25 protein-coding genes are annotated in these 24083 nt (G+C 72.1%); 11 read left to right on the top strand and 14 right to left on the bottom strand.

From position 1 onward, the window contains the following. The 3 genes from ACYVK7_RS07930 to ACYVK7_RS07920 form a co-directional block, all read left to right on the top strand. A partial coding sequence (locus ACYVK7_RS07930; RefSeq protein ID WP_460887146.1) for a zf-HC2 domain-containing protein occupies positions 1-1080 on the top strand: 1080 nt, incomplete at its 5' end. A 366-nt stretch (positions 1081-1446) separates the two neighbouring features. After that, positions 1447-2247: a CHAD domain-containing protein gene (locus ACYVK7_RS07925; RefSeq protein ID WP_460887145.1), complete on the top strand. Its 801-nt coding sequence runs from the start codon at positions 1447-1449 to the stop codon at positions 2245-2247. A gap of 188 nt (positions 2248-2435) precedes the next feature. Beyond that, positions 2436-3608 (top strand): MarP family serine protease, encoded by a 1173-nt coding sequence (locus ACYVK7_RS07920; RefSeq protein ID WP_460887144.1) that lies wholly within the window; start codon positions 2436-2438, stop codon positions 3606-3608. Here ACYVK7_RS07920 and ACYVK7_RS07915 read toward each other — a convergent pair. Continuing rightward, positions 3557-4273, bottom strand: a complete 717-nt coding sequence (locus ACYVK7_RS07915) for an NADPH-dependent F420 reductase (protein WP_460887143.1) — start codon at positions 4271-4273, stop codon at positions 3557-3559. The two genes, ACYVK7_RS07920 and ACYVK7_RS07915, sit on opposite strands and share 52 nt — an antisense overlap. Beyond that, positions 4270-5331, bottom strand: coding sequence for an LLM class flavin-dependent oxidoreductase (locus ACYVK7_RS07910; RefSeq protein ID WP_460887142.1), 1062 nt, complete (start codon positions 5329-5331; stop codon positions 4270-4272). The genes ACYVK7_RS07915 and ACYVK7_RS07910 overlap by 4 nt, the downstream gene beginning before the upstream one ends. A gap of 89 nt (positions 5332-5420) precedes the next feature. Between ACYVK7_RS07910 and ACYVK7_RS07905 the strand changes: the two genes are divergently transcribed. Continuing rightward, positions 5421-5900 (top strand): MarR family winged helix-turn-helix transcriptional regulator, encoded by a 480-nt coding sequence (locus ACYVK7_RS07905; RefSeq protein WP_460887141.1) that lies wholly within the window; start codon positions 5421-5423, stop codon positions 5898-5900. 71 nt (positions 5901-5971) lie between these two features. Here the strand turns inward: ACYVK7_RS07905 and ACYVK7_RS07900 are convergent, their stop codons facing one another. Then, positions 5972-6475 (bottom strand): SRPBCC family protein, encoded by a 504-nt coding sequence (locus tag ACYVK7_RS07900; protein ID WP_460887140.1) that lies wholly within the window; start codon positions 6473-6475, stop codon positions 5972-5974. 13 nt (positions 6476-6488) lie between these two features. Next, positions 6489-6872 carry an ArsR/SmtB family transcription factor gene (locus ACYVK7_RS07895; protein ID WP_460887139.1) on the bottom strand — a complete coding sequence of 128 codons (384 nt, stop codon included), beginning with the start codon at positions 6870-6872 and terminating at the stop codon, positions 6489-6491. Between the two features lie 142 nt (positions 6873-7014). On the opposite strand from ACYVK7_RS07895, the gene ACYVK7_RS07890 reads away from it, so the two are divergent. Further along, positions 7015-7302 (top strand): hypothetical protein, encoded by a 288-nt coding sequence (locus ACYVK7_RS07890; RefSeq protein ID WP_460887138.1) that lies wholly within the window; start codon positions 7015-7017, stop codon positions 7300-7302. Between the two features lie 39 nt (positions 7303-7341). Then, positions 7342-7887, top strand: a complete 546-nt coding sequence (locus tag ACYVK7_RS07885) for a ferritin (protein WP_460887137.1) — start codon at positions 7342-7344, stop codon at positions 7885-7887. 7 nt (positions 7888-7894) lie between these two features. Here ACYVK7_RS07885 and ACYVK7_RS07880 read toward each other — a convergent pair whose 3' ends face one another. From ACYVK7_RS07880 to ACYVK7_RS07870, 3 genes are all read right to left on the bottom strand, one after another. After that, entirely contained in the window at positions 7895-8740 is an 846-nt protein-coding gene (locus ACYVK7_RS07880) for a glycosyltransferase family 2 protein (RefSeq protein ID WP_460887136.1), read from the bottom strand. Between the two features lie 88 nt (positions 8741-8828). Further along, on the bottom strand, positions 8829-9323 hold the full coding sequence (locus ACYVK7_RS07875) for an SRPBCC family protein (RefSeq protein ID WP_460887135.1): 495 nt from the start codon (positions 9321-9323) through the stop codon (positions 8829-8831). Next, positions 9320-9661, bottom strand: a complete 342-nt coding sequence (locus ACYVK7_RS07870; protein WP_460887134.1) for an ArsR/SmtB family transcription factor — start codon at positions 9659-9661, stop codon at positions 9320-9322. Before ACYVK7_RS07870 ends, ACYVK7_RS07875 begins: the two co-directional genes overlap by 4 nt. A gap of 145 nt (positions 9662-9806) precedes the next feature. Between ACYVK7_RS07870 and ACYVK7_RS07865 the strand changes: the two genes are divergently transcribed. After that, entirely contained in the window at positions 9807-10208 is a 402-nt protein-coding gene (locus ACYVK7_RS07865; protein WP_460887133.1) for a zf-HC2 domain-containing protein, read from the top strand. 74 nt (positions 10209-10282) lie between these two features. On the opposite strand, the gene ACYVK7_RS07860 is transcribed toward ACYVK7_RS07865, so the two are convergent. Next, on the bottom strand, positions 10283-11803 hold the full coding sequence (locus ACYVK7_RS07860; RefSeq protein WP_460887132.1) for an MFS transporter: 1521 nt from the start codon (positions 11801-11803) through the stop codon (positions 10283-10285). Between the two features lie 78 nt (positions 11804-11881). Between ACYVK7_RS07860 and ACYVK7_RS07855 the strand changes: the two genes are divergently transcribed. After that, complete coding sequence (locus tag ACYVK7_RS07855) at positions 11882-12442, top strand: TetR/AcrR family transcriptional regulator (RefSeq protein WP_460887131.1); 561 nt, start codon at positions 11882-11884, stop codon at positions 12440-12442. A gap of 37 nt (positions 12443-12479) precedes the next feature. Here ACYVK7_RS07855 and ACYVK7_RS07850 read toward each other — a convergent pair whose 3' ends face one another. The 6 genes from ACYVK7_RS07850 to ACYVK7_RS07825 are packed head-to-tail and all read right to left on the bottom strand — an operon-like array spanning position 12480 to position 18981. Further along, complete coding sequence (locus ACYVK7_RS07850) at positions 12480-13268, bottom strand: HpcH/HpaI aldolase family protein (protein ID WP_460887130.1); 789 nt, start codon at positions 13266-13268, stop codon at positions 12480-12482. Further along, entirely contained in the window at positions 13253-14038 is a 786-nt protein-coding gene (gene hpaH, locus ACYVK7_RS07845) for a 2-oxo-hept-4-ene-1,7-dioate hydratase (protein WP_460887151.1), read from the bottom strand. Before hpaH ends, ACYVK7_RS07850 begins: the two co-directional genes overlap by 16 nt. Before the next feature lie 11 nt (positions 14039-14049). Beyond that, a complete protein-coding gene (gene hpaD / locus ACYVK7_RS07840) occupies positions 14050-15195 on the bottom strand; it encodes a 3,4-dihydroxyphenylacetate 2,3-dioxygenase (RefSeq protein WP_460887129.1) in 1146 nt (381 codons plus the stop codon). Between the two features lie 2 nt (positions 15196-15197). Beyond that, on the bottom strand, positions 15198-16706 hold the full coding sequence (gene hpaE, locus ACYVK7_RS07835; protein WP_460887128.1) for a 5-carboxymethyl-2-hydroxymuconate semialdehyde dehydrogenase: 1509 nt from the start codon (positions 16704-16706) through the stop codon (positions 15198-15200). After that, a complete protein-coding gene (locus ACYVK7_RS07830; RefSeq protein ID WP_460887127.1) occupies positions 16703-17431 on the bottom strand; it encodes a GntR family transcriptional regulator in 729 nt (242 codons plus the stop codon). Before ACYVK7_RS07830 ends, hpaE begins: the two co-directional genes overlap by 4 nt. After that, complete coding sequence (locus ACYVK7_RS07825; protein WP_460887126.1) at positions 17428-18981, bottom strand: fumarylacetoacetate hydrolase family protein; 1554 nt, start codon at positions 18979-18981, stop codon at positions 17428-17430. The genes ACYVK7_RS07830 and ACYVK7_RS07825 overlap by 4 nt, the downstream gene beginning before the upstream one ends. Positions 18982-19145: 164 nt before the next feature. Between ACYVK7_RS07825 and ACYVK7_RS07820 the strand changes: the two genes are divergently transcribed. The 3 genes from ACYVK7_RS07820 to ACYVK7_RS07810 are packed head-to-tail and all read left to right on the top strand — an operon-like array spanning position 19146 to position 24009. Continuing rightward, positions 19146-20525, top strand: a complete 1380-nt coding sequence (locus ACYVK7_RS07820) for an MFS transporter (protein WP_460887125.1) — start codon at positions 19146-19148, stop codon at positions 20523-20525. A gap of 41 nt (positions 20526-20566) precedes the next feature. Further along, positions 20567-22549, top strand: coding sequence for an FAD-binding monooxygenase (locus ACYVK7_RS07815; RefSeq protein WP_460887124.1), 1983 nt, complete (start codon positions 20567-20569; stop codon positions 22547-22549). Then, positions 22546-24009 carry an NAD-dependent succinate-semialdehyde dehydrogenase gene (locus ACYVK7_RS07810; RefSeq protein WP_460887123.1) on the top strand — a complete coding sequence of 488 codons (1464 nt, stop codon included), beginning with the start codon at positions 22546-22548 and terminating at the stop codon, positions 24007-24009. The genes ACYVK7_RS07815 and ACYVK7_RS07810 overlap by 4 nt, the downstream gene beginning before the upstream one ends. Positions 24010-24083: the final 74 nt, after the last annotated feature.

Genomic DNA, 24083 nt, shown 5'->3' with positions numbered 1-24083 from the left:
GCCGACCTCGCCGACGACGACCGCAACATCCTCCTCGAACGCCACGTCCACGACCGCGCCGTCAGCGACATCGCCACCGGCCTCGGCGTACGCCCCCACGCCGTAACCATGCGCCTACGCCGCGCCGAAGAACGCCTCGCCGGAGCATTCGCCGCCGCCCACGCACACGCCGTCAACGAACCCGAGTGCCGCACCACCCGCGCCGCCATGCACGACTACCTCAAGGACCGGCTGCTCCCCCGGCGCCGAGGGCGGTTCGAGGCCCACATGGACGCCTGCGCCGAGTGCACCCGCGCGTTCGTCGACGTGCGCGAGGTCTCCTGGATGCTGCGCGACCTCGGCCAGCACGTCGTCGCGGGCGCCATCGCCACCGGGGCGCTCGGCGCGGCGGCGGGTGCGGTCGCCGCTGGTGGTGCGGCAGGCGCCGGTGGTGCGGCAGCCGGAGCGAGCGCGCCGCGCTCGTTCGGCAAGAAGGAGGCGGCCATCGTCGCGGGGGTCCTCGCGATGCTCGCGATCGGTGGTGGCGCGGCGGCGCTCGTCGCGGGTCAGGCCGACGAGCCGCCCGCCGCGGAGTCTGTCGCCGACCCCGGCGCGGGCGGCGGCACGGAGGGCGGCGCGGGAACCGGTGGTAGCGATGGTGGCGGTAGCAGCGGGAACAGCGGCGACGGTGAGGGTGGTGACGGCGGTGGCGGATCCCGAACGGACAGCGACCCCGGCACGGACGTCGCGGACTGGCTCGCTCAGCTCGGTATCGGGAACGGCCCGTCGGACGGCGGCGCGGGCGGCTCCTCGGACACCGCACCCGAAGGCAGCGACGTAGAAGGCAGCGACGTAGAAGGCAGCGACGCTGACGGCGGCAACGTAGACGGCAGCGAAGCCCGCGACGAGCCGGGTGGTGGCAGGGCGAGCGACGGCGACACGGGCGGCGACGGGCCCGCGTCCGCCGACGGCGCGCGCCCCGGCGTCGGTGCCGAGCTGACGGACTGGCTTGCCGGGCTCGGCGCCATCGGGATACCCGGGTTCCTCCTGATCGTCTTCCTGCTGTGGCTCTGGGAGCGCTGGTCCCGGGCCGAGGAGTGAGCGCGTGTCCAACCGGCAGCACGTGGCCAGGCTTGGGATGCCGTGCGCAGGCCGTGGGCGCCACCTTGGCTGAACGACGTTCGCCCGAGACCCCGTGATGCGGGCTGAGCTGGACTGTTCAGCCAGGCCAGCCTGCATCCGGCCACGGTGGACGAAAATCACCTGACCCGGCACCTCCTGCCGACGCTTACGTCACCCCCTGCTCGTGGTCACCTCGCACTGCCGGACGCCGCCGTTCAGGCGAACCGCGCAGACGTGGACCCGCCGACCCGCGCGACGGCCGGACCTGCGAGATAGCCTGGCCGCATCGCCGCCGACACCACCACCACACCTCCCGAGACCGCGGGCGACCTGCTGACCCTCGCGGTGACCGACCTCGTGCGCCGGATCCACGACCGCGTACCACCGGCGCTCGCCGACGAGCCGGACGGCGTGCACCGCCTGCGCACCTCCGTCCGCCGCCTGCGCAACGTGCTCGCCGCGTTCCGCAGGTACCTCGACAAGGAGGCGACCGCGGAGCTCAGATCCCTGCTCAAGGAGTGGGGCAGCGTGCTGGGCCACGCCCGTGACCTGGAGGTGCGCGCCCTGGAGGCCTCTGCCGCCGCCGAGGCGGCCGGCCTCGGCGACGCGGACCGGTCCGCCCTGATCAGCCCCCTGGAGCGGGAGCGCGGCCGCGCACACGCCGACGTGGTCGACTGGACACGGTCCGACCGTTGGCGCGACCTCGATCGGTTGCTGAGCAGTTGGGCCGCCGAGCCACGACTGGGCGAACGAGCGTCGCAGGCGGCCAAGAAGGCGGCCCGTCGCGCCGTCCGCCGGCAGGCGGAGCGCACCCTCGGTCGCACCGGCGAGCTCACGGACCTCGAGAGCGCCCACGAGCTGCGCAAGGCGGCCCGCCAGCTGCGACACACCGCAGAGGCCATCACCCGCAAGCCGGTCGACCTGCTCGGCCGCCGGACCAAGGACCTCGGCGCGGCGGGACACCGGATCCAGGCACTGCTCGGTGACCATCGCGACGCCCTGCTCCTCGCCGAGCACGTCCAGGCCCGCTCGAACGGCTCCGCGGCGCACGACGCCGTCGTCGGCCGGTGCCACGAACGAGCCCTCGCCGCGCTGGCGGACCTGCCTGCCGCGCTGGGCGAGCTGGAGACGCGCACGCGGCGTTAGCCGGCAGGCTCCGTCCCGCATTCGAGTACTACCGCGCGTTCCTGGCGTGACCCGTGAACTTCTGGGGCATGTGTCGGCGGATCGCGTGATGGAGGCGGGTCGCGGGCCGCATCGCTCAGGTTGAGCGCATACCGTCATCTCGTCCTGCCCGATACCGCCGACCACCTACCGTTCCCGAAGGAGCCCCCGTGCAGCTGTTCGACCTGGTGCTTCTCGTGGTGCTGTTCCTCGCCCTCATGGCCGGTCTCAGCCGGGGCCTGCTGGCGACGCTCGGCGGCCTGATCGGCCTCGTCGTCGGTGGCGTCGCGGCGTTCTGGGCAGTTCCGGCCGTCAACGACATGCTGCCCACCTCCGAGTGGCGCGCCCCGGTGTCCGTCGCCGTGGCCGTCCTGCTGCCGCTGTTCTGCGCCTCCGTCGGCGCGGGGCTGGGCCGCAACCTGCGCCAGGGAGTCGACCGCACGTCGCTCCGGCCGCTCGAACGCCTGCTCGGCGGGGTCGCGAACGTCGGCGTCGTCGCCCTGGCCCTCTCGTTCGTCGGCAACGCGGTCAGCGCCACGGGCGCGCCGGGCGTCGCGTCGGCGGTCTCGTCGTCCGCCGTCCTGCGCACCATCGACGACCTGACGCCGCCGGCCGTGGGGCGTCCGCTCGCCGAGATGCGCTCGATCGTGCTGGACGACGGGCTGCCGCGCCTGAACATCCTGATGGTGCCGCGGCAGACGCCGGTGGTGCCCGCCGTCGATCTCGACAACGCGCAGCTCGAGGCGTCGGCGCAGTCCGTGGCCCGGATCTCGGGCATCGCGTACGCGTGCGGCAAGAGCTCGACCGGGTCCGGGTTCGTCGTGGCCCCCGACCGGCTGGTGACCAACGCGCACGTCGTGGCCGGTGTGGACCGGCCGGTCATCGAGCTTCCCGGCGGCACGGTCCGCGAAGGACGGGTCGTCTACTACGACCCCGAGGACGACCTCGCCGTGGTCGCGGTCGACGACCTCGGCGCGGACGCGCTGGGCATCGCACCGACGCTCTCCGTCGGCGACCGGGCCGTCGTCCAGGGATACCCGTACGGTGGCCCGTTCACCTCCGGCAGCGCCGGGGTGCTGAGCGTCAGCACCACACGCGTCCCGGACTCCTACGGCGCGGGCGGCGCCGACCGAGAGGTCTACTCCCTCGCGGCCGTCGTCCGCCCGGGCAACTCCGGCGGGCCGCTGCTGACGACCGGCGGCGAGGTGGCCGGCGTGATCTTCGCGCGCGACGACTCCGACCGCGACATCGGCTACGCCATGACGACCGCCGAGCTGATGCCGGTCGCCGCTCAGGCTTCCGACCTGGAGGCCGCTGTGTCGACCGGCCGGTGCGCGAGCTGACGGTCGGGTACCGACACCCCCAGCAGGTCGCCCAGGTCCCGGGCGCCGACGTTCGCGCCGAACGCCGGGGAGCCGGGCTCCATGCGGACCCCTGCCGCGAGCGCGCCGACGACCACCGGGTCGAAGCCGAGCGCGTCCACGACGCCGGCCGCCGCCGCGACGTCGGCCGGGTCGTCACCGGCGATCCCGATCGCCTTGCGGCCCGGCGACCCGGACGGCCGGGCCTCGCCCTCGAGGTCGTGGTAACCCATGTGGTTGAACGCCTTGACGACCCGGGCACCGGGCAGCGCGGCCCGGACCAGCTCGCTCGTCGACTCTCCCGCCCGCAGGATCCCGTCACGCGGGCCGTCGATCTCCCACCAGTGGTTCATGGAATCGAGCACCAGCTTGCCGTCCAGGGCCTCACCCGGGATGGTCCGGTACCTGCCCAGCGGCAGGGCCAGGACGACGGCGTCCGCCTCGCGGGCCGCCGTCTCCGCGTCGACCGCGTGCGCGCCCGGGGCGAGCACCTCCACCGTGAGCGCTATGCGCGCCGGTTCGCGGGAGCCCGCCACCAGGACCCGGTACCCGGCCGCGACAGCGAGACGGGCCAGCACGGTGCCGACCTTGCCGGCACCCAGGATGCCGAGCGTGCGCACGGCGCCCGTCATCGCGGTGCCCGTCATCGCGACACCGCCAGCTTCGCCGGCTCGTCGGCCAGCAGCTCGCGAACCATCGGTATGACCCGCGTGCCGTACAGCTCGACGGCGCGCAGCCGGTCGCTGGCACGCAGGGCGCCACCTGCCGAGTAGATGAGGTCGAACCGGCCGACGTCCAGGGCCCGGATGGCCGCGGCCATCTTGCGCGCGACGGTCTCGGGCGATCCGATGTAGAGGGAGCCCTGGGCGACCTCGGCCTCGAACTCCTCCCGGCGCAGGGGCGGCCAGCCGCGCAGGGCGCCGATGCGGTCCCTGACCACCTTGTAGCCCGGGTAGAACAGCTCCATCGCCTCCTCGTCCGTGTCGGCGACGAAGCCGGGCGAGTGCATGCCCACGGGGTGGGCGGTGGTACCGACCTCCGCGGCCGCCCTGCGGTACAGGTCCACGTAGGGCGCGAACCGCTCCGGGGCGCCACCGATGATCGCCAGCATGAGACGCAGCCCGTAGGTGGCGGTCCGGAGCACCGACTGCGGCGATCCGCCCACGCCCACCCAGGTGGTCAGCCGGCCCGAGTCGGTCTTGGGGAAGACGTCGGCGTTCTCCAGCGACGGCCGCAGGGTGCCCTCCCACGTGACGGGCTTCTCGTCCAGGAGGTGGACGAACAGGTTGATCTTCTCCTCGAAGAGCTCGTCGTAGTCGCGCAGGTCGTACCCGAACAGCGGGAACGACTCGGTGAACGAGCCGCGGCCGAGGATGACCTCCGCCCTGCCGTTCGACAGCGCGTCGACGGTCGCGAAGCGCTGGAAGACCCGCACCGGGTCGTCCGAGCTCAAGACGGTCACCCCTGAGGCGAGCTTGATGTTCGAGGTCCTGGTCGCGATGCCGGCGAGCACCGTCTCCGGCGTCGAGATCGCGAACTCGGGCCGGTGGTGCTCGCCGACCGCGATGACGTCCACGCCCGCGTCGTCGGCGAGTACCGCCTCGTCGACGGTGCGGCGGATCGCCTCGCCGTGGGACACGACCTCGCCACGGTCGTTCCGCGGCAGGTCGCCGAAAGTGTCGATGCCGAACTCGATGCCGCCCATGAGGACTCCTCCACGACTCGCCTACACATCTGATTGACGTGTCAATCATGCCTCCGATATGGTTGATACGTCAATCACTGGAGGTCGTCGTGACAGAGCACACGCCGCTCCGTTCCCGGCAGTCGCCGACGGCGGACGAGCTACGCGTCTGGCGAGGGTTCATCGAGACCGCGCAGGCCCTGAACGCGCGGCTGAGCAGCCGTCTGCACGAGGAGTCGGGCCTGTCGCCCGGTGACTACGCGGTCCTGCTCGCCCTCAGCGAGGCGGACGGACGCCGCATGCGCTCCTCCGAGCTCGCGGACGCCGTGGGCTGGGAACGCAGCCGTCTGTCCCATCACATCCGGCGCATGGAGGGGCGCGACCTCATCCGCCGCGACGACTGCGCCGTCGACTACCGCGGCGCCGAGGTGGTCCTCACCGACCACGGGGCGCAGGCTTTCCGGAGCGCCTCGGTACCGCACCTGCGGGCGGTGCGGGAGCTGTTCGTCGACGCCCTGACCCCGGAACAGCTCGCCGAGGTGGAGCACCTGACCGCGGCCCTCCGGACCCGCCTCACCCCTCTGCGCTGAGTGCTGGATATTTGTCGGCTCGCAGGCCGAGGAACGACGAATACCCAGCACTCAGCGAAGGGACGAGTGGGTCAGGACTCGTCAGCCAGGCCGGCCGCCAGCTCCTCCAGCAGGTCGTAGGCCTCCTGCATGCCACCCTCCATGCCCGTGGCGATGATCCCGTCCCTGACCTCCTTGCCGGACACCACGGTCCGGACGGTCAGCGTGGTGCGGCCGTCCAGTTCGGTGAGCGTGTAGTGGTTCAGGCTCGGCTCGGAGTCGCCCTCGGGCATGCCCTCGAAGATCTCCGTCTGCACCATGCTCGCGGGCGCGTCGATCTCGCGGAACTCGCCGTGGAACGCCACCTCGAACCCGCCGTCGGCCGTCATGACGTAACGCCACGCACCACCGACGCGCAGGTCGACGGCGACGTCGGTCACGGTGCCGCGCCGCCCCGCCCACCAGCGCTTGATCAGCTCGGGCTCGGTGAGCACCTTCCACACGAGGTGGCGCGGGGCGTTGAACTCCCGCGTGACCAGGATCTCGGTGTCGCTCGGCAGCGTCAGCACTGCGCTGCCCTTGGTCGTCGTAGCCATGTCGGTCTCCTCTTCAGGCTTCAGGTCCGGATCGGGTTTCAGTTCCGGCCGCTGCCTGGCTCTCGGCATCGGCACGGGTGAGCTCGTCGAGCACGTCGTCGACCAGGTCGAACCGCTCGCTCCAGAGGCGTTCGTACCCGGCGACCCAGTCGTGCACCGCACGCAGCGGTGCGGCGTTGACCCGGTAGAGGCGGCGACGACCGTCGTCGCGCACCTCCACCAGCCCGACCTCTCGCAGGACCCGCAGATGCTTGGACACCTGCGGCTGGGTGATCCCGAGCAGCTCGGTGAGGTCGCCCACCGCGAGCTCGCCGCCGGCCAGGGCGTCGAGGAGCTCGCGACGGCGCGGCTCGGCCACCGCGTTGAACGCGTCAGTCGTGGTCGCTGCTCGTGCCATGAGTCAAACATATGCCCATATGGGAATACGTCAAGAGGCAGTGCCAGGACGGCGGCGTGCACACCCCGGGTTGCGAGCGGCTCCGGGCGGCACTTGCCTGGACGAGCGCCCGACCGAGCGCGCGAGACGTGGAGATGCCGACATGGAGAACTACCTCATTCCTGTGACCTTCCCTGACCTGGACTCGGCCCAGCGCGACGCCGCATCGCTCGTGGACGCGTTGCGGGCCGCCGGCCTGCAGGTCCGGATGATCGACGACCCCGGCCTGGAGTCCCCCGACGACTCGGCACGGCCCGACCCGGGCCCGACCACCAGGGAGCTGCGCCTGCACGCGGGAAGCGCCGACGAGGCACGGCGACGCGTCCAGGAGGTGACGGACGGCCGGTTCCCGCGAGGGATGGTGCTGCTGGGCGAGCCGACACCCCTCTGACACGGGGTGCGCACGGGACCGGAGCGGTAGCGTGGGCGCATGACGACGACCTCGGAGAACTCCCAGTATCTGCGGCTGCTGGGCGAGCAGGTGGGCCACGAGCTGGCGGCGCACCTGCAGTACATGGCCATCGCTGTCTGGTTCGACAGCCACGACCTGCCGCAGCTCGCCGCGCACTTCTACCGGCAGGCGCTCGAGGAGCGCAACCACGGCATGATGATCGTCCAGTACCACCTCGACCGGTCGCTGCCAGTCAAGATCCCCGCGACCCCCGAGGTGCGCAACGACTTCGACGACGTGATCGAGCCGCTCCAGCTCGCACTCGACCAGGAGCAGGAGGTCACGCGCCAGATCGAGGCGATCTTCCGGGCCGCGCGCGCCGAGGGCGACGCCCTCGGCGAGCAGTTCCTGATGTGGTTCCTCGAGGAGCAGGTCGAGGAGGTCGCCGCCGCGACCACCCTCGTCACCGTCGCCAAGCGCGCGGGCGACAACCTGTTCGACCTGGAGAACTACGTCGCGCGGGAGACGATCGGGGACGCGGGCGAGTCAGCCGCCGCTCCGCGTGCAGCAGGCGGGGCACTCTGAGCCCGGGTCACCCGGACAGCATCCTGCGCAGGGCAAGCACCTCGCCGGGGATCGGCCGGCGGCGCCGGAGCGCCGCCGGCGCTTCCAGGAGCCCCCGGAGCACGCCCGAGCGGTGACTGGGGCTGCGCGCCGCCACGCCACGGAGCTCACCGACGGCGTCGCGCCACGGCAGCCGCATCAGCGCGGTGAGGGTCGCGGCGCGGGCGATCCCGTACTGCCGCCTGCCCGGCGCCTGCCGGTTCGGCGACGGATGATGGTGCACCACCACGTCCTTGAGGTAGGACATCGCCCAGCCGGCCGCCGCGAGGTCGAGCGCCAGCCGCTCCTCCTCGCCGGGAAACCGCACGACGGGATCGAACCCTCCCGCGGCGAGGAACGCGCTGCGGCGGACCATCGTCGCGCAGGCCACGAAGCCGAGCAGCGCCGCACCGGGCACCGAGTCGGCGTGCGGCAGCGGCGATACCGCCATCAGATCGCTCACCGAGTCCGTACGCTCCTCGGGACCGACGAGGATCCTGGCGCAGACGAGACCGAGCCGGGGATGTTCCGCCAGCACCTCGGCCGCCTCGTGGAGCGCGCCCGGCGCCCACCACGAGTCGTCGTCGGCGAAGGCGACGAAGGGCGTGGTCGCGGCCCGCACCCCGACGGTCCTCGCCACGGCGCCCACGTTCCGCGACAGGCGGATGACACGCACCTCTGGGCGAACCGCCGCGACTGCGTCGGCGCTGCCGTCGGTCGAGTCGTTGTCCACCAGGATCACCGGCCCCCGATGGACGGGCAGCGTGGCAAGCAGGTCGTCCCGGCGGTTCCGGCTCGCAACCACGACGGTGACGCGGTCGTCCTCGACACCCATCGGATCCTCCCCGCACGTCGACGTCGTCGGGCCCTCCCAGCGTGCGGTCGGCCAGGTCCAGCCGCATCCGGGCAGGGCAGCCGGCGATTCAGCGGCCCGCCGCGTACCGCTCCGCGACGGCGCGGTAGCGCTCGAGGTAGAGGGGCCAGCCGTTTCCCACGCCGAGGCTCGTGAAGCCCTCCCAGCCCGCACCGTGCCGGTCGAGGTGGCGGTGCTCCAGCACGACCCTGGTGCGGTCCGGCGCCTCGGCGACGAACCGCACCTCGACCTCGCTCGCACGCTCGGGGTCCGGCTCCACCTCCCACCGTGGAGTGATGTCCCAGGAGATGACGAGCCGGCGGGGCGGCTCGTGCACGAGGACGCGCGCCCAGGTGCAGACGCTGCCGTCCACACCGACGTCGTAGACGGTGCCGCCGGGGCGTGGTTCGAGGACCGTGCGCTCGATCGGCACGGACAGGAGGTTGTGCTCACGGGGCTTGATCTCGTCGAACCGTTCGGTGAACACGCGGAAGGCGTGCTCCACCGGTACGTCGACGACGATGTCGACCTGCAGTCGGGTCTGGTCCTGCGACGTGGTGCTCATCGGGATGTTCCCTCCGGTGTCGAGGCGGCCGGCTCGTAGCTCTGCTCGGCCACGTTCTTGAAGGTGGACAGGGTCTGGCTCCAGTAGGACTCCAGCTCGCGCCGGAGCCCTTCGAGGCCGCTGAGGCGAGGCTGGTAGAGGCGCTCGCGGCCCTGCTGGTGCACGTCGACCAGCCGCGCGTCCAGCAGTACCCGCAGGTGCTGGGACACGGCGGGCCGGCTGACCGGCAGGTCACGGGCGATCTCCGTCACCGAGCACCGTCCACGGGCGACACGTGCGAAGACCTTGCGGCGCGTCGGATCAGCGAGCGCGTGCCACGGGTCGGCAGCCTTCTCCATAACCCGTAAGTTACTACTTACGCGTTGCTCTGTCGAGAGACAGCCGAACCTCGCACGTATCACGCCCGCGTTCCGTGGCTCCCGACCAGTAGTGAAAACTGGTGCCCACGAGCGGGCCGGCCGACGCGGAGAGGAACGGGTACGCGTGATCAGCAGCGGCGACCAGCGCGTCGACGACCGGCGCGTCGCCCAGGTCACAGACCGCCGGGACGGCGTCTCGACGCTCCGTTCCGTTCTCGCCGGTCTCGCCGACCTGGACGACGCCGGCGCACCCACGCTCGCCCCCGGCCGAGGCCTGGACCGGCCCCGGTGCCGCGCCACCCGCGCCGCCCTGCACGACTACCTCGCCGGCCGCCTGCTCCCCAGCCGACGGCGCCGCGTCGAGGCCCACCTGGACGGCTGCGCCGAGTGCACGCGCGCGTTCATCGACGTCCGGGAGGCGTCCTGGGCCATCGCCGGCACCTGGCGGCGGCTCGCGGCCGAGGGCCACCGTGGCGGGCGGCACCGCCGGCCGGCCCGCCGTCGTGTCGTGGCGGCGGGCGCCTGACGCCTCCGTCAGCCTCCCGTCACGTCCGGCGCGCCGGGACCGTCAGCCCATCGACACGACGATCCCGGCGGATCTCACCGGTCACGGTCGCGCCTTCCGTCGTCCGGGATGAGGCGCCAGGCGACCACCGCGGCCACGGCGGTCAGCACGGCCGCGACGACGCACGCCACTTGCAGGGCGGCGACGAACGCCTCCTGCGCCGCCGCCAGCACGTCCGCCCGCTCGCCGGCCACCGCCACCGCCGACGCCAGCGAGTCGGCGGCCTGCGCCCGCACCTCCGCCGGCACGCCGGCGGGAAGCGCGATCCGCGCCTGGTAACCGAGCGTGACCAGTGATCCCAGTACCGCGACACCGAGCGCGACGCCCAGCTCGTAGGCCGTCTCGGAGATCGCGGACGCCCCACCCGCCTTGGCCGGCGGTACGGCGGAGACGACCGCGTCCGTGGTCAGGGTCATCGCCAGCCCCACGCCCAGCCCGGCGGGGACCAGCGCGAGCGCGAGCCAGCCGTAGTGGTCGGCACCCTCGGCAGCCGCGATGGCCACCATCCCGAGCGCGGTGACCGCGAGGCCGAGCGCGATCGCGGGACCGCGGCCGAACCGCGTGATGGACCAGCCCACCACCACGACCACCACGATGGACGCGATGGTGGCCGGAAGCTCGGCGACGCCCGCCAGCAGCGGCGAGTACCCGCGCACGAGCTGCAGGTACCGCGAGAAGAAGAACAGCATGCCGGTGAGCGCGAAGATCGCGATCAGGTTGGCGGCCACCGCACCGCTGAACGCGGGGATCCGGAACAGCCCGACGTCGAGCAGCGGACCGCGACCGTCGGCGACGAGCCGGGCCTGGCGCCTGACGAACCCGAACCCCGCGAGCACCGCCAGCACCAGCACCCCGACCGCGAGCAGGTCGACGCCCTCGGAGGCCGCGTGCTTGATGGCCCACACCAGCGGCATCACCGCGGCGAACGACAGCACCACGGACAGCACGTCCAGGCGGCCCGGGTCCGGGTCCTTGGCCTCCGGAAGGAGCACCGCCCCCGCGACCACGAGCACCACGACCACCGGGACGTTCACGAGGAAGACCGATCCCCACCAGAAGTGCTCGAGCAGCGCGCCACCGACCAGCGGGCCCACAGCGGCGCCACCGCCGGCAGCCGCCGACCACACCGCGATGGCGCGGCTGCGCTCTCCGGCGTCCGGGAACAGGGTCCGGATGAGCGACAGCGTCGACGGCATGATGGTCGCGCCGGCCACACCGAGCAGCAGGCGGGCGGCGATGAGCACCTCGGCGCTCGGCGCGAACGCCGCCAGCACCGAGGCTGCGCCGAACGCGCTCGAGCCGATCAGCAGGAGCCGCTTGCGCCCGATCCGGTCGGCGAGGGTGCCCATCGCGACGAGCAGGCCGGCGATGGCCAGCGAGTAGATGTCCCCGATCCACAGCACCTGGGTGGCTGTGGCCGCGAGGTCGCGGGTCAGCGACGGGACCGCCAGGTACAGGACGGTCCCGTCGATGGCGAGGAGGCCCACCGCCAGCACGAGGACCGCGAGCGCGGCCCAGCGGCGACGTGTGGAGAGGGCGGGAGCAGAGACGTTCACCGCACAACTGTACCGTCCAGCCGGTACAGTTCGGTACGCCTGGCTCTATAGTGCGAGCCGAGGGAGAGGTGATGGCGAGTGGGGCGAACGGCGGGCAGAGACCCGGAGCAGACGCGGTCCGCGCTCCTGCAGGCCGCGGGTCAGCTGGTCCGCGAGCGCGGGATCTCGGCCACCCTGGACGACGTCGCCCGCCGTGCGGGGGTGTCCAAGGGTGGGCTGCTGTACCACTTCGGGAGCAAGCAGGAGCTGCTCCTCGCGATGGCGCACGAGTGGCTCGAACGCTTCCGGTCGGCTGTCCTCGACGCGGTCGACCCGGAGGACGAAGCCCCCGGACGCCTGGTGCGTGCCTACGTGCGCACGTCGATCGACGACGCGCTGGACGCGGCGGCGACGCGCGACGCCCTGGTGGTGATCGCGCACCTGTCCACCGTCGAGGCGGTCACGGAGCTCGCCCGCGCCGACGCGCTGCGCTGGCAGGAGGACCTGCGGGCCGACGGCCTGCCCGACGACGTGCTGCTGCTCGTCCTCGCCGCGGCGGACGGCGCCAGCGCGCAGCCGGTGTGGGGCATGGAGCCCGCTCCGGAGGAGCTGGAGCGTCTCCGCGAGCAGCTGCTCGCGCTGACGGTCGTCGACGGGTAGGGACCGTCCTCGATCGGTAGGTGGGGGCGGCTGTCGCCTACTCGCCGTCGCCGATCCAGCGGTCCGCCAGTGCCTCGGAGCCCCGGGCGAGCAGCGCGACGTCCGCCCCGACCAGGACGAAGGACGCCCCGGCATCGAGATAGGCCTGGGCCACCTCCGGGTCGAAGGCGTTGACTCCGACGGGCTTGCCCGCGGCCCGCACCGCCTCGAAGGTCGCGCGCACCGCCGCGGTGACGTCAGGGTGGGTCTGCTGCCCGAGCAGGCCGAGCGACGCGGCCAGGTCGGACGGTCCCACGAAGACGCCGTCCACGCCGTCGACGGCGGCGATCTGCGCGGCGTTCTCCACGCCGGTCGCCGACTCGACCTGGACGAACAGCGAGACGTGCCGGTCGGCGTCGGCCATGTAGCCCTCGACGCGGTTCCAGCGCGCCCCGCGGGACAGCGCGCTGCCGACGCCGCGGACCCCGCGCGGCGGGTAGCGCACGGCCCGCACCACGGCGCGGGCCTGCTCGGGCGTGTCGACCATGGGGACCAGGACGTTCTGGGCGCCCAGGTCGAGCAGCTGCTTGAGCCCCACCGCGTCGCCGGACGGCGCCCGTACCACCGGGGTGACCGGATAGGGCGCCACTGCCCGCAGCAGCTCCGACGTGGTCTCCAGGCCGATCGGCGAGTGCTCGCCGTCGATCAGGAGCCAGTCCAGGCCGCCGCCGGCGCAGATCTCCGCCACCACCGGGCTGCCGCTGCACACCCACATGCCCAGCTGCGGCCGGCCGGCCCCGGCGATGCGGTCGCGGAAGGTGGGCGGGAGGGTCAGACGAATCGGCACGATACGGTCCCCAGCTCTCGGTAGTCGGCCAGCACGGTGTCCCCGGGCCGCACCCACACGGGCCGGGTGAAGGATCCCGCCAGGATGATCTCGCCCGGTTCCAGCGCGTCGTCGTGCTGGGCCAGCTTGTTCGCGAGCCAGGCGACGCCGGTGGCGGGATGGTTCAGCACGGCGGCCGCGACGCCCGACTCCTCGATGGCCTCGTTGCGGTACAGCAGGGCGGAGACCCACCGCAGGTCGGTCTCACCGATCTTCACGGGGTTGCCGCCGTAGACCATGCCGCCCATCGCGGCGTTGTCGCTGATGGTGTCGACGATCGTGCGACCGGCCATCTCGATGCGGGACGACAGGATCTCCAGGGCCGGCACCACGAACTCGGTGGCGCGCAGCACGTCGAACACCGTGACGTCCGGTCCCTTGAGGCCCTCGCGCAGCACGAACGCCAGCTCCACCTCGATCCGCACGTTCGAGAACCGCGAGTGCTCGATGACCGACCCGTTCTCGAACACCATGTCGGAGAAGATCGCGCCGTAGTCCGGCTCCGTGATGCCGGTGGCGGCCTGCATGACCTTGGAGGTGAGCCCGATCTTGCGACCCACGGGGCGGCGCCCCGCCTCGATGCCGCGCCGGCGCCACGTGTTCTGCACGGCGTACGAGTCCTCGACGGTCATGCCGGGGTGCCGCGCCGTCAGGAGCGGCACCGTCGTCCGCTCCGCCTCGGCGCGGGCCAGCTCGTCGGCGATCGTCGTGATCGTCGCGTCGTCCAGCATGCGCTCCCCCATCAGAGCTGGTGTCCCAGCTTGTACTCGCCCTGCTTCCAGGAGGGCAGCGCGTCCGCGTCGTCCTCGGGGCGGGTGTACGAGAACCCGTCCGCGCCGATGGTCACCGCCATCTCGGAGGTGTCCGTCCGGGCGACGACCGGCTGCGGGTTGCCGTCCAGGTCCAGGACGAGGGACGCCTCGGTGTACCAGGACGGCACCACCGGGTTGCCCCACCAGTCGCGACGCTGGTTGTCGTGCACGTCCCAGGTGACCACGGGGTTGTCGGGGTCGCCCGTGTAGTAGTCCTGCGTGTAGATCTCCACGCGGTGCCCGTCCGGGTCCCGCAGGTAGAGGTAGAAGGCGTTGGACACGCCGTGCCGGCCCGGTCCGCGCTCGATGTGGTCGGACAGCCGCAGCGCGCCGAGCTTGTCGCAGATGGCGATGATGTTGTGCTTCTCGTGCGTGGCGAACGCGACGTGGTGCATGCGTGGGCCGTCGCCGCCCGTCATCGCGGTGTCGTGAACCGTCGGCTTGCGGCGCATCCAGGCTGCGTAGGTGGTGCCCTCGGCGTCCTGGATGTCCTCGGTGACCCGGAAGCCGAGGTCCTCCATGAACTGCACGGCACGCGGCACGTCGGGGGTGACCTGGTTGAAGTGGTCCAGGCGCACCAGCGCTCCGGGCGTGTGCAGGTCGTAGCGCCACGCGAGCCGCTCGACGTGGTCCACGTCGTAGAAGAACTCGTAGGGGAAGCCGAGCGGATCGGTCACGCGCACGGAGTCGCCGACACCGCGGGTGAAGCCGTCGGCGCGACGCTCCACGCGGCAGCCCAGCTCGGTGTAGAAGTCGACGGCGCGGTCGAGCTCCTGCGGGCTGCGCACGCGGTAGGAGAACGCCGCCACGGCGGCCACCGGCCCCTTGCGCAGCACGAGGTTGTGGTGGATGAACTCCTCGAGGCTGCGCAGGTAGACGGTGTCCTCGTCCTCCTCCGTGACGACCAGGCCGAGCACGTCGACGTAGAAGTTCCGGGACGCGGTCAGGTCGGTGACCACGAGCTCCATGTACGCGCACCGCAGGATGTCCGGCGGCGGCGCGGCCGGCGTGGGGACCGGGTCGGTTGCGGTGATGGGCGCGTCGCTGGTCACGACGGGTCCTGTCGGGTCGGTCATCTTCAGGCTCCCTTGCCAAAGGTCGGGTTGTGGACCTTGCCGAGCGTGATGTGCACGGCCTGCTGGTCGGTGTAGAAGTCGATCGAGCGGTAGCCGCCCTCGTGCCCCAGGCCGGACGCCTTTACCCCGCCGAACGGCGTACGCAGGTCGCGCACGTTGTTCGAGTTGAGCCAGACCATGCCCGCCTCGATCGCCTGCGAGAAGTTGTGCGCGCGCTTGAGGTCGTTGGTCCACACGTAGGCCGCCAGCCCGTACCGCACGCCGTTGGCCAGCGCGAGGGCCTCCTCCTCCGTGTCGAAGGGCGTGATCGCCACGACCGGGCCGAAGATCTCCTCCTGGAAGATCCGGGCCGACGCCGGCACGTCCGCGAACACCGTCGGCGCCACGTAGTTGCCGCCGTCGAAGCCCTCGGGGCGCCCGCCGCCCGCCACGAGCCGGCCCTCGGACCTCCCGATCTCGATGTACGACATGACCTTGTCGTAGTGCTCGGGGTGCACGAGCGCGCCGACCTCCGTTCGCGGGTCCTGCGGGTCACCGACGACCACGCGCTTCGCCTGCTCGGCGTACCGCTCCACGAACTCGTCGTAGACCGCGCGCTCGACGAGGATGCGGCTGCCCGCGGTGCAGCGCTCACCGTTGAGCGAGAAGACGCCGAAGATCGTCGCGTCGATCGCGGCGTCGAGGTCTGCGTCGGCGAAGACCACGGCCGGGGACTTGCCGCCCAACTCCATCGAGAGCCCCTTGAGGTAGGGCGCGGCGTTGGCGAAGATGAGCTGCCCGGTGCTGCTCTCCCCCGTGAACGAGATGAGCGGGACGTCGGGGTGCTTGACCAGCGCGTCTCCCGCCTCCTCGCCCAGGCCGTTGACCAGGTTGAACACACCCTCGGGCAGGCCGGCCTCCTCGAAGATGCCCGCCCACAGCGACGCGGAGAGCGGCGTGAACTCGGCGGGCTTGAGCACCACCGTGTTGCCGGTCGCGAGCGCGGGGCCCAGCTTCCAGGACTCGAGCATGAACGGCGTGTTCCACGGCGTGATGAGGCCGGCGACGCCGATCGGCTTGCGGTTGACGTAGTTGACCTGGCGGCCGGGCACCTTGAAGGTGTCGTCCGACTGGGCGACGACCAGGTCGGCGAAGAACCGGAAGTTCTCGGCGGCCCGGCGCGCCTGGCCGAGCGCCTGCGTGATCGGCAGGCCCGAGTCGAAGCTCTCCAGCTCGGCCAGTCGTGCGTCGCGGGACTCGACGAGGTCGGCGATCCGGTGCAGGATCCGCGAGCGCTCGCGCGGCAGCATCCGGGGCCACGGCCCGTTCAGGAACGCGTCGCGCGCCGCGGCGACGGCGCGGTCCACGTCGGCCTTCTTGCCGGCCGCCGCCTGCAGGTAGACGTCGTTGGTCACGGGTTCGAGCACGTCGAACGTCGCACCGTCGGCCGAGTCGACGAACGCGCCGCCGATGTAGTGCTGGATGCGGCCGGGCAGGTCGGCCGGCACGTGGCGGGTCGGCTGGTCGGTCATCGTGTCTCCCTGTGAGGTGTCTGGCGGTTCGGGGTGCCGTCGGCGCGTGCGTCGAGGAAGGCGCTCATGGTCGCCCAGCGGTGGTTGCGTGCGGCGATCTCGATCTCGAGCGGGTCGGCCCGGCGGGCGATCAGGTCGAGGATGTGGGCGTGCTCGGCCACGGATTCCTGCGCCCTGCCGGGGACGAACGCGAACGTGGAGTCACGTAGCCCGGACAGCTGCGCCCAGCCGCGGTGGACCATGTCGAGCAGAAGGGGGTTGGGGCACGACTCGAACAGCACGGAGTGGAACTGGCGGTTCAGCGCCGTGAACGCGTGCGGGTCGAAGTGGTCGAGCAGGGACCGCAGGTGCTCGTTCACCTCGGTGGCCCGCTGGAGGTCCGCGGCCGAGATGGTGCGTGCCGAGAGCCCGGTCGCCGCACCCTCGACGACACCGAGGGCCTGCATGGCGTGGACGTAGCCGTCCTCGTCGACCATCGCGACCCGGGCACCGACGTTCCGCTCGTAGGTGACCAGGCCTTCGGCCTCCAGCCGGCGGATGGCCTCGCGGACGGGCACGACGCTCATCGCGAGCTCGTCCGCGATGCTCTGGAGCACGAGCCGGTAACCCGGGCTGAGCTCGTGGCGAGCGATGCCGTCACGCAGGTAGTCGTAGGCGAGCTGGGACTTGCTGAGCGCCCCGGCGAACGCGACCTCTACGGGCGACTCCGTATCCTCGGCCGTCATCGCGACTCCCGCTGCGGCTGGGAGCCCTGCGCCGGAGAGCCCTGCGCCTGGGACCGCCAGGACTCGTAGCGCGCGAGCCACTCGGCGTTCGGGGGGAACAGCCCGTCGACGGGGTGGCCGGCGGCCACCTGCTGCGCCACCCAGGTGTCCTGCTCCTCCTGGGCGATGGTCGCGTCGGCGACCTCCTCGACCAGGTGCGGGGGGATCACGACCACGCCGTCCGCGTCGCCCACGACGACGTCGCCCGGGAGGACGGACGCCCCGCCGCAGGCCACGGCGACGTCGGTGTCCCACGGGACGTGCCGGCGGCCGAGCACCGCGGGGTGGGCACCCTGGGAGAAGACCGGCAGCCCGGTCTCCGCCACGGCGTCGAAGTCGCGCACGCCGCCGTCGGTGACGACGCCCGCGGCGCCACGCACCCGGGCACGCAGCGCGAGGACGTCGCCGAGAGTCGCCGAACCGGTCTCGCCGCGTGCCTCGATGACGATGACCTCACCGGCGGCGACGGCGTCGAACAGCCGCTTCTGCGCGTTGTACCCACCGCCGTGCGAGACGAACAGGTCCTCCCGGTTCGGCACGAAGCGCAGCGTTCGCGCCCTGCCGATGATCGTCGCGCCCGGGACGTTGGGCCGCACGCCCTCGATGAGCACGTTGTTCAGGCCGCGCTTGCGCAGCTGGGCAGACAGCCCGGCGACCGGCGCGCGACGCAGCTTGTCGACGAGCTCGTCCGTGAGCACGAAGGGCTCCGGCTCGGGCGCCAGGCCGGCGGCCGCCCGGCTGCCCCAGGCCTCGGTGCGCTGGGTGTCGTCGACCCTCGGGCCCGCCCCGACGTCACCGAAAGGTACGTCGCCCTGGACCACCGTGGTCACCAGACGGCCCGACGTCGGCGCACCGGGCGCCGTCGGGGCGTCCACCTCGACCTCGACGACGTCGCCCGGCGCCACGACGCTCGACCCGGCGGGCGTGCCCGTCAGGATGATGTCGCCCGTCTCGAGCGTGAGGTGCTGGGACAGGTCGGCCACGATCTGCGCGAACGGGAACAGCAGTGCGTCGTCACCGGTGGTGTCGTGCTGCACGAGCTCACCGTTGACCCAGGTACGCACCCGCAGTGCGGTGGGGTCGATGACGCGGGCGTCGAGGAGTTCCGGGCCGACCGGCGTGTAGCCGTCGCGGCCCTTGGAGCGCACGTTCGAGCCCTTGTCGGCCCAGCGCAGGTCGTAGACGCCGAGGTCGTTCGCCGCGGTCACGGCGGCGACGTGCTGCCACGCCCGCTCGACCGGCACCCGACGAGCGGGTTCGCCGATGATCAGCGCGACCTCGCCCTCGAAGGCGAGCAGCTCCGTGCCCGCGGGACGCTCGACCACGCCGCCCGTCGCGGCGAGCGAGCTGGCCGGCTTCAGGAAGTACGAGGGGGCGGCGGGCCGTCGGCCGCGCTGCTCGGCACGTGACACGTACGCGAGGTGGACGGCCACGATCTTTCCCGGTCGTGCCGTGAGCGGCCCGGGCGGGGGCAGCTCCCGTGCCGTGGAGGCGTGCGCTTCGGTACCCATGAGCTCCCTTGCCCGTCGTTTCCACCGGTCTTCGATGACCCTCTGGCATTTCGTATCTCAGATCGTATATGGTCTGAGGGAACACGGCAAGGTCGCCCTTCCGGCCGAGCACACACGACGGGCCCTCCGACGACGGCGGGCCCGGATGACAAGGGAGTCATGCGATGTCACGCCTCACCCCCGACGGACCCACAGCGGCCCGCTCCCCCTCCGCTCGTGAGCGGCGCCGCGTGGTGCTCGCCACCGTCGTCGGCACGACGGTCGAGTGGTACGACTTCTTCATCTACGCCTCCGCGGCCGGCCTGGTCTTCGGCCAGCTCTTCTTCGAGCCCGCCGGCGCGAGCCTCGGTACGCTCCTCGCCTTCGGCTCCGTGGGCGTCAGCTTCCTCTTCCGTCCGTTCGGCGCCTTCGTCGCCGGGCACCTCGGCGACAAGTACGGGCGGCGCGTCGTCCTGGTGCTCACGCTGGTCCTGATGGGCGTGGCGACCGCGCTCATCGGCGTGCTGCCCACCTACGGTCAGATCGGCGTCGCCGCGCCGGTCCTGCTGGTCCTCCTGCGGATCCTGCAGGGCATCTCGGCAGGCGGCGAGTGGGGTGGGGCCGTGCTCATGTCCTGCGAGCACGCACCGGTCAAGCGCCGCGGACTCTTCGGCGCGTCCCCCCAGATCGGTGTGCCGCTCGGCCTGCTGCTCGCGTCCGCCGTGCTGGGCGTCATGAACGCCGTGGCGCCCGGCGACGCCTTCCTCACGTGGGGCTGGCGCATCCCGTTCCTGCTGAGCGTCGTGCTCATCGGCATCGGCTACTGGGTGCGCCGCAGCGTCGAGGAGAGCCCGGTGTTCGTCGAGATCGCCGAACGCGCCGAGACCACACGCCAGCCGCTGCTGCAGCTCTTCCGCAAGCACACGCCGCTCGTGATCGTGGCCGCCCTCGTGTTCGCGGGCAACAACGCCGTCGGCTACATGACCACCGGCGGTTACATCCAGAGCTACGCCTCCGACCCCGAGGGTCCGGTCGGGCTGGACCGGGGTCCGGTGTTCTGGGCCGTGACCATCTCGGCCGTCGTGTGGCTCGCCGCGACCTGGTTCGCGGGCGCGCTGTCCGACCGGCTCGGCCGACGCACCACCTACGCCCTCGGCTTCGTGGTGCAGCTCGTCGGCGTTCTCACCCTGTTCCCGCTGGTCAACGGTGCGACGTTCGGCTCGCTGCTGCTCGGGCTGGCCCTCCTCTCCGTGGGCCTCGGGTTCACCTACGGGCCGCAGGCCGCGCTCTACGCCGAGCTGTTTCCAGCGTCGATCCGGTTCTCCGGCGTCTCGATCTCGTACGCGATCGGGTCCATCCTGGGTGGCGCGTTCGCGCCGACCATCGCCACAGCGCTCGTCCAGGCGACCGGCACGACCGCGGCGGTGACCATGTACCTGGCGGGCATGACGGTGATCGGGCTGGCAGCGACGCTCATGCTGCGCGACCGTACGGGTATCCCGCTGGGCCCCGACCACGAGGAGCTGCAGGCCGCCAGCCCCATCTACGGCCTGGCCAAGGCCTGAGCCTCGACAGCAGCACGCCCACCGAGCAGAACGGACGAACAATGCAGTTCCACCACCACGGTTACGTGTCCGGCGACCCGCGCGTCCGGCCGGCCGAGGGCTACGGTCTCGAACGGCCCGCCGAGCTGCCGGACGAGGTCGACGTGCTCATCGTCGGCAGCGGTCCGGCCGGCATGATCGCGGCCGCCCAGCTCGCGCAGTTCCCGGGGATCCGCACCCACCTGGTGGAGCGACGGTCCGGCCGTCTCGAGATGGGCCAGGCCGACGGGATCCAGGCGCGCAGCGTCGAGACGTTCCAGGCGTTCGGGTTCGCCGAGCGGATCATCGCCGAGGCCTACCGGATCACGGAGATGGCGTTCTGGAAGCCTGACCCCGAGCACCCGGAGAACATCGTCCGCGGTGCCGTCCCGCCGGACGACCCCGACGGGATCAGCGAGTTCCCGCACCTCATCGTCAACCAGGCGCGCGTGCTCGACTACTTCGCCGAGGTGGCCGCCACCGGGCCTGCCCGCCTGACGCCTGACTACGGTCTGGAGGCCGTCGGGCTCACGATCGCCGACGGCACCGACGGCGGTCACCAGGAGCAGTACCCCGTCACCGTGACCCTGCGGCACACGGCCGGCCCGCACGAGGGCACGGAACGCACCGTGCGAGCCCGCTACGTCGTCGGATGCGACGGGGCGCACAGCACGATCCGGGAGTCGATCGGCCGCAAGGCTGTCGGTGACCGGGCCAACCACGCCTGGGGTGTCATGGACGTGCTCGCCGTGTCCGACTTCCCCGACGTGCGGACCAAGTGCGCCATCCAGTCGCACGACGGCGGGTCCATCCTGCTGATCCCCCGCGAGGGCGGGCACCTGGCCCGCTGGTACGTCGACCTCGGCGAGGTGCCGTCCGACGACGCCGGCCGCATCCGCGCGACCCCGCTGGACCAGGTCATCGAGAAGGCCAACCGCATCATCCACCCCTACACGCTGGACGTGAAGGACGTGCCCTGGCACAGCGTGTACGAGGTGGGCCACCGGGTCACCGACGGTTTCGACGACGTCCCGGACCACCTCACCGGCACGCGTACGCCCCGGGTGTTCCTCACCGGCGACGCCTGCCACACCCACAGCGCGAAGGCCGGCCAGGGCATGAACGTGTCCATGCAGGACGGCTGGAACATCGCCTGGAAGCTGGCGCACGTGCTCACGGGCCGTGCCCCGGAGTCGCTGCTGGCCACCTACTCGGCAGAGCGGCAGGTCGTGGCGCAGAACCTCATCGACTTCGACCGGGAATGGTCGCGGCTCATGGCCACCCCGCCGGAGGACCTGCCCGACCCGACGTACCTCGAGGACTTCTACGTCAAGACCGCCGAGTTCCCGTGCGGGTTCATGACGCAGTACCAGCCCTCGATGATCGTGGCCCCGCCCGCCCACCAGGAGCTCGCCACGGGCTTTCCCGTCGGCAAGCGGTTCAAGTCCGCGCCGGTGGAACGCGTGGCCGAGGGCAACCCCGCGCACCTGGGCCATCATGCCCGCGCCGACGGGCGCTGGCGCGTGTACGCGTTCGCCGACGCCGCGGCGCCGGCCGAGCCGTCCGCGCTCCGGGAGTGGGCGCAGTGGATGGGCACCTCCCCCGACTCCCCCCTGCTGCGACACACCCCGGCGGGAACCGACCCGGACTCCGTGCTCGACGTCAAGGTGGTCTACCAGCAGGACCACTTCGGTGTGGAGTTCGCGGACGTGCCCGAGGTCTTCAAGCCCCGCGTGGGCCCGTTCAGGCTGGTCGACTACGAGAAGGTGTACGCGACCGATCCGACCCAGGACATCTTCGAGCAACGCGGCATCGATCGCGGTGGCGCCGTCGTCGTCGTGCGGCCCGACCAGTACGTGGCCGCCGTCCTACCGTTGAGCGCGCGGGACGAGCTCCGGGAGTTCTTCGCCGGGGCGTTGTTGCCGCAGGACGTGCCGAGCACCAGGGCACACACCACACCGAGCACCACCACGAACACCACCACGAACACCGAGGAGTACGCATGACCAGCACCCGCGAGTCCGACCTGCTCGCCGCCGTCCCCGGCGGGCTCCTCATCGGCGGCCGGTGGCGGCCCGCCGCCGAGGGCGCCACGCTCACGGTCGAGGACCCGTCGACCGGCGAGACCATCAAGACCATCGCCGACGCGAGCGCCGACGACGGCAGGGCAGCGCTCGACGCGGCCGTCGCCGCGTCGGCAGCATGGGCGGCCACGCCGGCCCGTACCCGGGGCGAGATCCTGCGCCGCGCGTTCGACCTGCTGCAGGAGCGCCAGGAGGACGTCGCCCTGCTCATGACGCTGGAGATGGGCAAACCGCTCGCGGAGTCCCGCGGCGAGGTGGCCTACGGCGGCGAATTCCTGCGCTGGTTCTCCGAGGAGGCGGTGCGGGCCACGGGCCGCTACGGGACCAACCCCGAGGGGACCGGGCGCATGATCGTCACGCAGCATCCCGTGGGGCCCTGCTACCTGATCACCCCGTGGAACTTCCCCCTGGCCATGGCGACCCGCAAGATCGCGCCCGCACTGGCGGCGGGCTGCACCGTGGTCGTCAAGCCCGCGGCGCTGACGCCGCTGACCACCCTGTACCTCGCGGAGCTGCTGCAGGAGGCCGGCCTGCCCGACGGCGTGGTCAACGTGCTCACGACATCGAGCTCGGGCACCGTCTCGGCCCCGATCATCGCCGACCCGCGACTGCGCAAGCTGTCCTTCACGGGGTCGACCCCCGTGGGCCAGAAGCTCCTGGAGCAGGCGGCGCCCGGCGTGCTGCGCACCTCGATGGAGCTCGGCGGCAACGCCCCCTTCGTCATCTTCGAGGACGCCGACCTGGACCAGGCGGTCAAGGGCGCCCTGGCGGCGAAGTTCCGCAACATCGGGCAGGCCTGCACGGCCGCCAACCGCTTCATCGTGCACAGCTCGGTCGCCGACGAGTTCGCGCGCCGCGTCACCGCTGCGGTGAACGACTTCGTGATCGGCCGCGGCACCGAGTCCGGCGTGAACATCGGCCCCCTGGTGGACGACAAGGCCGTCGGCAAGGCCGAGTCGCTCGTCCAGGACGCGGTCTCCCGCGGCGCCCAGGTGACCACGGGCGGCGCCCGCGTCGACCGAGCGGGCAGCTTCTTCCAGCCGACGGTCCTCACCGGTGTCGCGCCCGGCAGCGACATCCTGCGGGAGGAGATCTTCGGCCCGGTCCTCGCGACCGCCACCTTCGACACCGAGGACGAGGCCGTCGCCCTCGCCAACGACACGGAGTACGGACTGGTCTCGTACGTCTACACCGAGAGCCTGTCGCGCGGCCAGCGCATGATCGAGCGGCTGGAGACCGGGATGATGGGCCTCAACGTCGGCGTCGTCTCCAACGCCGCGGCGCCCTTCGGCGGCTGGAAGATGTCCGGCCTGGGCCGCGAGGGTGGCGCGGAGGGCATCCACGAGTACCTGCAGACCAAGTACACGCTGACGCCGGCCTGACCTGAGCGGGCCGGCCGCCGGTCGGCCCACCTCATGGCGGCCAGTAGAATTTCTCCCCGCGGGACGAAGGCGAC

This window comes from Promicromonospora xylanilytica, from assembly GCF_054782895.1.
Note: the sequence above shows the minus strand (reverse complement) of the source record. Positions and strands in the feature narration are given on the sequence as shown.

Excerpts from the sequence above, each read along its gene's own strand:
- ACYVK7_RS07915 (WP_460887143.1), bottom strand. The coding sequence starts at position 4,273 with ATGACGGGCACCGCGATGACGGGCGCCGTGCGCACGCTCGGCATCCTG.
- ACYVK7_RS07910 (WP_460887142.1), bottom strand. The coding sequence starts at position 5,331 with ATGGGCGGCATCGAGTTCGGCATCGACACTTTCGGCGACCTGCCGCGG.
- ACYVK7_RS07900 (WP_460887140.1), bottom strand. The coding sequence starts at position 6,475 with ATGGCTACGACGACCAAGGGCAGCGCAGTGCTGACGCTGCCGAGCGAC.
- ACYVK7_RS07895 (WP_460887139.1), bottom strand. The coding sequence starts at position 6,872 with ATGGCACGAGCAGCGACCACGACTGACGCGTTCAACGCGGTGGCCGAG.
- ACYVK7_RS07890 (WP_460887138.1), top strand. The coding sequence starts at position 7,015 with ATGGAGAACTACCTCATTCCTGTGACCTTCCCTGACCTGGACTCGGCC.
- ACYVK7_RS07885 (WP_460887137.1), top strand. The coding sequence starts at position 7,342 with ATGACGACGACCTCGGAGAACTCCCAGTATCTGCGGCTGCTGGGCGAG.
- ACYVK7_RS07880 (WP_460887136.1), bottom strand. The coding sequence starts at position 8,740 with ATGGGTGTCGAGGACGACCGCGTCACCGTCGTGGTTGCGAGCCGGAAC.
- ACYVK7_RS07875 (WP_460887135.1), bottom strand. The coding sequence starts at position 9,323 with ATGAGCACCACGTCGCAGGACCAGACCCGACTGCAGGTCGACATCGTC.
- ACYVK7_RS07870 (WP_460887134.1), bottom strand. The coding sequence starts at position 9,661 with ATGGAGAAGGCTGCCGACCCGTGGCACGCGCTCGCTGATCCGACGCGC.
- hpaH (WP_460887151.1), bottom strand. The coding sequence starts at position 14,038 with ATGCTGGACGACGCGACGATCACGACGATCGCCGACGAGCTGGCCCGC.
- hpaD (WP_460887129.1), bottom strand. The coding sequence starts at position 15,195 with ATGACCGACCCGACAGGACCCGTCGTGACCAGCGACGCGCCCATCACC.
- hpaE (WP_460887128.1), bottom strand. The coding sequence starts at position 16,706 with ATGACCGACCAGCCGACCCGCCACGTGCCGGCCGACCTGCCCGGCCGC.
- ACYVK7_RS07830 (WP_460887127.1), bottom strand. The coding sequence starts at position 17,431 with ATGACGGCCGAGGATACGGAGTCGCCCGTAGAGGTCGCGTTCGCCGGG.
- ACYVK7_RS07825 (WP_460887126.1), bottom strand. The coding sequence starts at position 18,981 with ATGGGTACCGAAGCGCACGCCTCCACGGCACGGGAGCTGCCCCCGCCC.
- ACYVK7_RS07820 (WP_460887125.1), top strand. The coding sequence starts at position 19,146 with ATGTCACGCCTCACCCCCGACGGACCCACAGCGGCCCGCTCCCCCTCC.
- ACYVK7_RS07815 (WP_460887124.1), top strand. The coding sequence starts at position 20,567 with ATGCAGTTCCACCACCACGGTTACGTGTCCGGCGACCCGCGCGTCCGG.
- ACYVK7_RS07810 (WP_460887123.1), top strand. The coding sequence starts at position 22,546 with ATGACCAGCACCCGCGAGTCCGACCTGCTCGCCGCCGTCCCCGGCGGG.